The sequence below is a fragment of the Haloferax litoreum genome (assembly GCF_009674605.1).
GTDB classification, from domain to species: domain Archaea; phylum Halobacteriota; class Halobacteria; order Halobacteriales; family Haloferacaceae; genus Haloferax; species Haloferax litoreum.
Genome location: NZ_WKJO01000003.1, coordinates 247,458 through 256,967, shown reverse-complemented (window position 1 = coordinate 256,967; position 9,510 = coordinate 247,458). Strand labels below are relative to the sequence as shown.

The window sequence follows — 9,510 nt, the reverse complement described above, 5'->3', positions numbered from 1 at the left end:
ACCCCGACTAGGCTGTTGGTGGACAAAGGACGATTGGTGCAGTCCCCGAACTCAGTGTGCGTTACGGTACCGGACCGAACCGACTCAGCCGAGTGGCTGGTACACCGGCAGTGAGAACAGATGCGGCACGTCGAACCCAAAGAGACGCAACCCAGCGAACAGGGTGTGCGCACCCAAGAGCAAGAACACACCGCCGAGGAGGCGGTGGACCAAACGGCGACGGCGTGTACTCACGGATTGGAACACGGTTCCGTAGAGGAACAACGCGGGGAACGTCCCGATGCCGAGGACGAACAGTGAGAGTGCACCTTTCACCGGGTCTGCCTGCCCGAAGGCGTAGAGAAATGCAGGATACAGCAGGGGGCACGGGAGGAATCCGTGGACGAACCCGAGTCCGAAGATGCGTGGGCCGCCGACCCACGTGTCGATACGCGAACTGAGCACACCGTGGACACGGTGGAATAGCCCGTCGAAGAGTGGAACGCCACGAACGAGGGTCGTGCCCGCACCGCCAGCGAGGTAACTCACCCCGGTCACGACGATGCCAACGCCGACGACGACACCAACGAGGGCGCGGACTTCGTCGCCGAGTGGCACCGTCGCGTTCGCTGACGAGAACGTCACCAGTCCGACGAGGCCGAAGAGTGCCCCGAGGATGGTGTAGACGGCGACGCGCCCGGCGTTGAAGAGCAGGTGCTGGCGGACCTGTGTGACGGTGAGAAAGCTTCCGCTCCCGCCGTCACTTCGCCCGCGTTCGTCCATCTTGTCGGCGTAGATGGAGACGAGTGGACCGCACATGCCGAGACAGTGGCCGGTGCCGAAGAGGCCGACGAGGAAGAACAATCCGAGTTCGACAGTTCTCGTCGTCGGCGTCGCACCGGGTGCGACACAGGTGTCGCCTGCGGCCTGTAACAAGACGGCGTTCATCACCGCGCGTCGAGGATGGACTCTACGTCAGCCTTCATCTGCTCTGCTTTCGGGTCGGTCCCCGTGTACGCGCGTTCGACGACGCCGTCTCCGTTGGCGAGGAGAGCCAACCCGAGGTGGTTGTACATGTACATCGAACTGTCTGTCGCACCGGTCTTCTGGAACGTGACACCGAACGTGTCTTCGACGACTGCCTTCGCGTGGTCGTGGTCGCGTGGCCGGAGGAAGTGCCAGTTGCCCGCGCCGAGGTCGACGTGCATCATGTCGGCGTACTCGCGAAGTCTGGCCTCGTCGTCGCGTGCCGGGTCGAACGTGACCGGGAGGAACACCACGTCGTCGGCGTAGCCATTCTGTGTGGCGGCCGTCTGGACTTGCCGAAGCGTGGAGATGAGAAACGGACAGATACTGTTGCAGTGACTGTAGATGAACGTCATCAAGACGAGTCGGTCGTCGAACTCCGTGGTCGATATCGTCCGGCCAGCGAGGGGCGCGTCGAGCGATACCTCCGGGAGAGATTGCCCGTACGCAGGGTACGGGAGGTTCGCACTTCGGACGGGTTGGTCCTCGGGTTTGTCGAGAACAGTCTTGGTCGACCCACCCAGAACAGACCCGACGCACCCCGTCGTCGAAGTGAGTGCAGTCGCGCCGGCCACAGCGAGAAACTTCCTGCGGTGCATTACTTGGACCTATACGATAGTCACGTGAAAGTCGGTTGGTTGGTTCCCCGAATTGTACGGCTCGAACAATCTCGGTTGAGAACGTGTCTCATCGAGAACGAATCACAGTCAGTCGGACGGCCGTCAGTCGTCCCACACCGTCACCACCGCCCCGGATACCCCGACTATCGTCCACGCGACGAGACTGGCCACGTTAGCGAGGACGACACCGAGACCGCCAGACGAGACTGTCGCAACGTCGACGACGGTGGTCAACACGAGGGCGCGAAACGCCGCATTCGGGCTGAACGCGAGTGCAACCGGAAGTGACTCGGTTCCGACGAGTCCCGACACGACGGCCCCGAAGAGACCGAGGTCGATACCCACGAGGAGCATCAATCCGAGGCCGAAGACGCCAGCGAGAGCGGCACGAGTCGAACGAACTGCCGCGGACACGGCGAGTGCGAGTGCGAGCGACGAGATGCCGTACAGCGTCGCCAACGAGACGAACCGAAGGTACAACAGTGGTGAGTCCGCGCCCCGTTGTGTCGCGTACAGCGCACCACCGGCATCGCCAGCGAGGGCACCCGCGACGAATCCGGGGAGGAACCCGAGTGCAAGTGCGACGGCGAGGACGACGGCGCGTCCGAGAAACACCCCAGTTACCACGGAGACCCGTGACGGCGGCATAATCGCGTGGACCGCCAGTTCGCCGCTGCGCCGGTCGTCGAGGAAGACACGATACCCGAATGCGAACGCGAGCAGTGGGACGAGAACCTCTGCGGGCATCGAGAGGTCGACGACGACGGGGAGGTACCCACTCGCACCCCCACCGCCGAGGACAGCGAGTCCCGAGACGACCACCGCGATGCCGACGGTCAGGAACCAACTCGCACGTGTTCGTGCCACTGTGACGACTTCGCGTCGGGCGATTGCCTCGACGTGGCGTCGGTCGAGATTCATCGGGTCGCCCCTCGAACAGTCGTGTTCCCACCCGTCTCGACCCAGTCGTCGTAGGCATCGACGAGTGGGCAGTCGTCACCACCGAACGTCGACGGCGGGCCGTCGAATCTGATGCCGCCGCCGTCGACGAAGACGACACGGTCGGCCATTCGTTCGACGGTCGAGAGGTCGTGTGATGCGAGGACGACGGCGGGGCCAGCGTCTGCAACGTCACGACAGACCTCGAAGACGCGGCGAGTCATCGTCCGGTCGAGTCCGCTCGTCGGTTCGTCGAGGACGACGAGGTCGGGGTCGCCGACGATGGCGATTCCGAGGCCGAGTAATCGCCGCATGCCACCGGAAAGCGCGCCGACGCGCCTGTCGGAGACGCCGTGGAGACCGACGAGTTCGACGACTGTTTCGTGGTCGAGTCCGTCGTCAGCGAGGTTCGCGTAATAGTCGAGTGTCTCGCTGACAGTGAACTCGTCTCGCGGGTGAAGACGCTGGGGAAGATACCCAACTGTCGCGTCGGAGTCCGTGGATTTGTCTCCGGAACGCCCGTACACGATAGTCCCACTGGTCGGTCGCTGTGCACCCGTGAGCAAGCGGAGAAACGTCGATTTGCCAGACCCGTTCGGGCCGACGACGGCGACGAGTTCGCCCGCACTGACAGTGAGCGAGACGGAGTCGAGGACCGTGAGCGTCCCGTACGAGTGAGAGATGTCGCGGACTGAGACGACGGCCGACTCGACTGTCGTCGCTGGTTCAGTGTGGATGAATTCTGAGGACGTGGTTCGAGTGTTCATGGGAGAGAGTCGTTCAGCGCCCGGTTCACCAAGACTGGGTTCACCGGGTCAGGTTCCGGGTGGGTATCGACGATGCCGCCCGCACGCATTCCGGGAACTGCACCCTGAAGCGCCCGAAGCGCTGTCAGTGCCGGCGAGCGTGCGAGTGTCGTGGTCCCACGTTCGTCGAGTCGAGCGTCGAGTGGGTCGGTCGGTCGGTACGGGCGCGACAGCGACCCGTCTGGACCGAGACCAACCGCAGTATCCCAGTAGTTCCCACTGTCGCCACGGGACCAGAGTCTGAGCGGACCCGACGTCGCGCGCGCGTGCCGTCCGTTCGCCACGAAGTCGTTGCCGACGACGCGGTTCGAGGCGACGAACGACGCCGCTTCGACGCCAACGTCGTTGCGGGCGACGACGTTTTCGGTGTACAGCGACGTCCGAGAGCCGATTTTGAGGCCGACGCCGTCGTCCACGAGGACGTTGCGGGCGACGTACGAGTCCGCTCCGGCGGTCACGATGCCGTGGTTCGACTCACGCACGTCGTTGCCGACGAGAGCGATACCCGACGGCCGAGTCATGACGACGACGCCGGTAGACGTGTTCCGAACGATGTTGTCGGCGACGAGTGCATCAGAAGTGAACATGAGGTGGACACCGAATCGAGCGTCTCGCATCGTACTGTTGCGGACGACCAAACCATCCGCGCGATGTGCGTAGACGGCGTCTAGACCACCAGTGAACGTCGAGTCCTGTACGACGACGGGGGACCGCATCATCATCACACCCATGTACCCCACGCCGGGTGCTGGGTCGCCGCGGACAGTGACGTTCGAAACGACGACAGCATCGGCGTCTCGGACGAGAACACCGTTCGACGGGGTGTCGACGCGTACTCGTGAGACGTAGATGTGTGACCCACCGAGGACGGCCACACCGGCGTCGCCGCGCCCGTAGGTTCGTTCGACGACGCTGTCCCACCCTTCGGCGTCACCCTGGACGTCGATGGTCTCGGTTCCGACGCCCGCTATCCGTAGGTCGGTGATGGCGACACCGGACGCGTTCACCGTGAGAACCGACCCGTTTCCACCGCCGTCGACGACTGTCTCGGCACCACTCCCACGGAGTGTGACCGGTTTCTCGATGCTGACCCGTGTCGTGTACGTCCCCTCGGGAACCACGACTGTCGTGTTGGGGGGCGCACGTTCGACGGCGTCCGCAATCGTCGGCGCGTCGTCGCCGACGACGACAGACACGGGCCGGGCGGTCAACTGTCGAAGTGAGTCGGCCGTCGTCGAGGCAGTCGCGGACCGGTCGGCCACCCACGACTCGTGGTCGGGGCCACCTCTGTCGACGGCGAGGGTCGAGACGAGACGCTCCCAGTCCCACACCGCGCCATCGACGCGAGTCGCGTACTCGTCTGCTTCCGACCGGTCGGAGAACGGCACGACGACGGACGTTCCGGACTCGGAGACGACGAAGTGTGCGTCACGAGCGTCAACCCACCCGGGGTCCGACGAGACGTTCACGTACCCACTCCCGGTGGGTCTGGGAGTCGTCGCCGAGAAATCGCTCACGAAGACGGCTATCGGCGGGCCGAAGCGCTGGTCGCGCCCATCACGCCGAAGCGTCTCGACGGCGGATTCGACGCCGTAGTATCCGACAACCGGTTCGTACTGGGCGTACGAGACCTGCGCTTTCGGGACGACGCCGCCGTCGGCCTGCACGGACCGAACAGATGCGACCGAGAGACCGGATTCGACTGTTTCGCCAAAGTGGACGGGACGCGGAGATACTGTCGACCCGACGGCGAACGGCGCGACGTACCCACTCACGAGAAGAACGCCGACCACCGCGATGAGAACGGGGCGACGCATCGAACTCGTCAGAAGAACTTGGCTCGGTACTGTTCTGCCAGTTCCCGGTCGAAGGCGTCGAACGCGACGATATCGTCTTCCGACAGGTCGTCGTACTGGTCGACGTACGCGACGGCGTCGTCACGAGACGCGAACGCGAGGGGGTTCTTCATCATCGGGTCGTCGACCCGGTCCGGGTTCATCTCCAAGACGTAAAACGCAGATTGGCCGTCGACGAGCGCTTTCGTCTGGTGGTCGTGTGCCCACGCACCGGCAGGTGTCTCACCGTCGAACGCCTCGTCGAAGTGACCGGGAACGGCGGCGAACGTAGTCATACACCCCGTCGAGCAGAAGAACTGGTGGTCGTTGCTCTCGTAGGCGAGTTGGGCGTTGTAGTCGGGGAACTTCGCAGGCATCATGTTACAGACGGCGCACGAGGCGTCATCGGGCACATCCGCGGGTTCGACGTCGGTTTGGGCACCGCCGTCTGCAGTCGGGGCACCGCCGAGACAACCGGCCAGTGCCGCCGTCGCGGTGAGGCCGCCAAGCTTGAGATACGTCCGTCTCGTCGGAGCAACGTTGGATGCTTCGTCGTCGTCCATGCTCCGACGTAGTCAAGATTCACCGAAAAGCAGATTGGTTCAATCATTACAAGAGTGCCGAGAATATAACTCCCACATTGCCATTTGAGCGCCGCACTAGTCCAATAGCCTAAACCAACATTGAGTGTTCCTCGAACGACTGTTCGACAGTGACCGGGAGTGTCCCCGGTACGGATAGAGCAGTTATCCCTGCCCGACCATCTGGTCTTCGTCGTCCCACTCGCGCTTCCGGAGTTCGTACTTCTGAATCTTCCCGGTGGCCGTCTTCGGGATGTCCTCGACGAACTCGAACTCACGGATGACCTTGTAGCCAGCGAGTCGGTCACGCGTGTACTCGGTCAGTTCTTCGGCGGTGACGCCGGGGTTCTCGACGTCGCCGTTGGCTGGGATGACGAACGCCTTCGGCGTCTCGCCCCACTTCTCGGACGGTGCAGGGATGACCGCCACGTCCGCGATGGCGTCGTGGTCGAACAGCGTGTCTTCCAGTTCGACCGACGAGATGTTCTCGCCACCGGAGATGATGATGTCCTTCTTGCGGTCTTGGATGGATATCATGCCATCTTCGTTGACGACGGCGAGGTCACCCGTGTGGTACCAGCCGTCGCGACGGTCGTTGAACGCCTCGTCGGTCTCGTCTGGCTTGTTCCAATACTTCTCCATCACCTGGTTGCCGCGGACGACGACTTCGCCGATGGTGCTGTCGTCGCGCGGGACTTCGTTCCCGTCTTCGTCGACGACGCAGAGGTCGGTTCCGAGTGGGGCGACGCCCTGTCGCTGTTTCAGCGAGAACCGGAGTCCGCCCTCGTCGGGAATCAGTCTGCGCGCGTCGGAGGTAGCGATGAGTGGACCGGTCTCCGTGGCACCGTACAGTTGGGTGAACTCCCACCCGAACTCGTCTTCGGTGTAGCGAATCGTCGCACTGGGTGCTGCGCTCCCGGCGGCAGTCACGCGAATTGGGTTCGCACCAGTGTACGCGGGGTCGTTCTCCTCGGCGTACTCGCGCAGGATAGACAGCACCGTCGGCGCACAGCAGAAGAACGACACGTCTTCGTCGGTAATCGCGTCGAACACGTTCTCGGCGTCGACACCGCGGGTACAGACGTGTTTCGCGCCGCGACCCGTGATGGCGTAGATGTGGCCCCAGCCGTTGACGTGGAACATCGGGAGCGTCCAGAGGTACACGTCGTCGTCCGAGATGTGGTGGTGAATCGTCACCAGTTGGGCGTGCAGCGACTCGGTTCGGTGCGTTCGGCAGACGCCCTTCGGGTCGCCCGTCGTCCCCGAGGTGTAGTTGATGGTGATGATTTCGTCTTCGGACATCTCCGGGCGCTCGTAGGCGTCCGGGTCGGCGTCGTCGAGGAAGTCCTCGAAGTCGAGCCAGTCCCCTTCGACTGCGGCGGGGTCGTTCGTCACGAAGGTATCTGCGGGCACGTCGTCGCGCACCGCCTCGATTTTACTGGCGAACTGGTAGTCGGCGTAGACCACGTCCGTCCCCGAGTCCGAGAGGAGGTACTCGTAGTCGTCGGGTGTGAGTCGGTAGTTCAACGGGACGTGAATGGCACCGCACTGCATCGACCCGAACGCCGCTTCGAGATGGTAGTGTGTGTTCGGGTCGAGGACAGCGACTCGGTCACCCTTTCCGACACCGAGGTCCTGTAACGCCGCAGAGAACCGGTCGACTCGTTCGCCGAACTCACTGTACGTAAACCGCTCAGCGTTGGTCCCGACGATGGCCTCGTAGTCGCCGTAGTACGTTCGCGCACGGTCCAGGAAATCCGTCACGAGCAACTGTTTTTTCATTCGTGAAAGACCGGGCCGCGGAGTGAACTAAACGCACCACTTGCGGCAAGATTTCAACGATTCGACTCGTGGCCCAAAATATAGTGGGGGCTTAGAGTATCACCCATCACACGAGGTTGGGTGTCGCCGAACTCAACACCTTTGAACCGAGGCCCCCTGCACTCCAGTGAATGACGACGCCGACCCTCCTCGTCGCCGGAACCGCGAGCCACGTCGGAAAGAGTACCGTTGCGGCGGGACTCTGCCGCCTCTTTTCTACCCGCGGACTCGGCGTCGCGCCGTTCAAAGCCCAGAACATGAGTAACAACGCGCGCGCCGTCGCGACCAGCGAGGGCGACGGGTTCGGTGAAATCGGGGTCTCGCAGTACGTCCAAGCCCGTGCTGCTCGCGTGACACCTACCACCGACCACAACCCGGTGTTGCTCAAACCGCACGGCGACGGAACGTCGCAACTGGTTGTACAGGGGCAGGCGGTCGGCATCAACGCCGCCGGAGACTACTACGCCGACCATTGGCACGACGCCCGTGACGCTGCACGTGCGTCACACGAACGACTCGCGGACACCGCAGACGTCGTCGTCGCCGAAGGTGCTGGCTCTATCGCCGAGATAAACCTCCACGACCGCGATTTAGCGAACGTCGAGGCGGCGCGCTTCGCCGACGCGAAGGTTCTCCTCGTCGCCGACATCGAACGCGGTGGCGTCTTCGCCAGTCTCGTCGGGACGCTCGAACTCCTCCCCGACGACATCAGAAATCGAGTCGTCGGCGCGGTCATCACGAAGTTCCGTGGCGACCCGAGCCTCCTCGACTCGGGACTCGACGCCTTCGAAGACCGAACGGGTGTCCCTATCCTCGGGGTGATTCCGTACGACGACCCCGGACTTCCCGAAGAGGATAGCCTCGCATTGCCCGCAGAAGGCGAACGGGCAATCGTCGGCGACGACGACGGAATTCCAAACGCCCGGTCGGTCACGATTGGCGTCCCACGCCTCCCGCACATCTCGAACGCGACTGACTTCGGACCGCTTACCGCGACGCCCGGTGTTCGAGTCGCGTACCTACCACTCGATGCCTCACTCGTAGATATCGACGGAGTCGTCCTCCCCGGTAGCAAGAACACGGTGGACGACTTGCTCGCACTGCGGGACGCCGGCTTCGACACCGAACTCGCCACCTTCGAGGGCCCCATCGTCGGTATCTGCGGTGGGTATCAACTCCTCGGCGAGCGAATCGAGAACGCAGATATCGAAGGCACGCGAGACGACGAGACGGTCGATGGACTCGGGTATCTGCCGACTGTGACGCGGTTTTCGCACGACAAACGGGTCGAGCCCGTCCACGTCGAATTCGACGGCAACGGACCGCTCGCAGGTGCATCAGGCCCGGTAGACGGATACGAGATACACATGGGAGAGACGCAACTGGTCGGCGACGCACTGCCAGTCACTGGAGACGGCGCTGCCACGGGACGAGTCGCCGGGACCTATCTCCACGACCTGTTCGCAAACGAATCGCCGCGAAACGCGTTCGTCGATGCCGTGTACGAGTCCGCAAGTAAAGATCGACCGAGTGGAGTTCGAGATGAACCGGACCCATACGAGCGTGCGGCGTCACTCGTCGCGGACAACGTCGACGTCGAGTCGTTGCTCGACAGCGTCGGCGTGGCGTAACCACCTGCCACCGCTCTGACGACCAGTACGCATCACAATATATCGCTCCGGAGAAATGTTCTTAGGGCTGGAATCTAGTCGTGAACTATGTCTCAATCCGTACATCTTTTCGAATCGCTCGACGAGGACGACTGTACCTACTGTGACGGAGACCTGATTCTCGGGAGTTACAAAGACAACGACGCAATCGTCTGCGACGACTGCGGGACGCCGGCAGTCCAACTCTGGTAAGCCGATTCTCGGCGAGTTCACGAGTTTCGCCAGACGAGGAT

The 9,510-nt window shown here is 63.0% G+C and carries 9 protein-coding genes; 2 read left to right on the top strand and 7 right to left on the bottom strand.

The annotated features are described in order from the left end of the window. Positions 1 to 84: 84 nt before the first annotated feature. From GJR96_RS17970 to GJR96_RS17940, 7 genes are all read right to left on the bottom strand, one after another. The gene (locus GJR96_RS17970; protein ID WP_151164893.1) at positions 85 to 927 is read right to left on the bottom strand and encodes a sulfite exporter TauE/SafE family protein; all 843 of its coding nucleotides are present in this window, start codon (positions 925 to 927) and stop codon (positions 85 to 87) included. Then, positions 927 to 1,604 (bottom strand): SCO family protein, encoded by a 678-nt coding sequence (locus GJR96_RS17965; protein ID WP_151164892.1) that lies wholly within the window; start codon positions 1,602 to 1,604, stop codon positions 927 to 929. Before GJR96_RS17965 ends, GJR96_RS17970 begins: the two co-directional genes overlap by 1 nt. A gap of 123 nt (positions 1,605 to 1,727) precedes the next feature. Next, positions 1,728 to 2,546 carry an ABC transporter permease subunit gene (locus tag GJR96_RS17960; RefSeq protein ID WP_151164891.1) on the bottom strand — a complete coding sequence of 273 codons (819 nt, stop codon included), beginning with the start codon at positions 2,544 to 2,546 and terminating at the stop codon, positions 1,728 to 1,730. Then, complete coding sequence (locus tag GJR96_RS17955; RefSeq protein ID WP_151164890.1) at positions 2,543 to 3,331, bottom strand: ABC transporter ATP-binding protein; 789 nt, start codon at positions 3,329 to 3,331, stop codon at positions 2,543 to 2,545. Before GJR96_RS17955 ends, GJR96_RS17960 begins: the two co-directional genes overlap by 4 nt. Further along, the gene (locus tag GJR96_RS17950; RefSeq protein ID WP_151164889.1) at positions 3,328 to 5,187 is read right to left on the bottom strand and encodes a NosD domain-containing protein; all 1,860 of its coding nucleotides are present in this window, start codon (positions 5,185 to 5,187) and stop codon (positions 3,328 to 3,330) included. Before GJR96_RS17950 ends, GJR96_RS17955 begins: the two co-directional genes overlap by 4 nt. Before the next feature lie 8 nt (positions 5,188 to 5,195). Further along, positions 5,196 to 5,768, bottom strand: coding sequence for a nitrous oxide reductase accessory protein NosL (locus GJR96_RS17945; RefSeq protein WP_151164888.1), 573 nt, complete (start codon positions 5,766 to 5,768; stop codon positions 5,196 to 5,198). A 183-nt stretch (positions 5,769 to 5,951) separates the two neighbouring features. Continuing rightward, positions 5,952 to 7,568, bottom strand: a complete 1,617-nt coding sequence (locus GJR96_RS17940; protein WP_151164887.1) for a long-chain-fatty-acid--CoA ligase — start codon at positions 7,566 to 7,568, stop codon at positions 5,952 to 5,954. Positions 7,569 to 7,738: 170 nt separating this feature from the next. On the opposite strand from GJR96_RS17940, the gene GJR96_RS17935 reads away from it, so the two are divergent. Both GJR96_RS17935 and GJR96_RS18230 read left to right on the top strand, forming a co-directional pair. After that, on the top strand, positions 7,739 to 9,238 hold the full coding sequence (locus GJR96_RS17935; protein WP_151164886.1) for a cobyric acid synthase: 1,500 nt from the start codon (positions 7,739 to 7,741) through the stop codon (positions 9,236 to 9,238). An 87-nt stretch (positions 9,239 to 9,325) separates the two neighbouring features. Then, complete coding sequence (locus GJR96_RS18230; protein ID WP_191965922.1) at positions 9,326 to 9,469, top strand: HVO_A0556 family zinc finger protein; 144 nt, start codon at positions 9,326 to 9,328, stop codon at positions 9,467 to 9,469. The last annotated feature ends 41 nt before the right edge of the window (positions 9,470 to 9,510 follow it).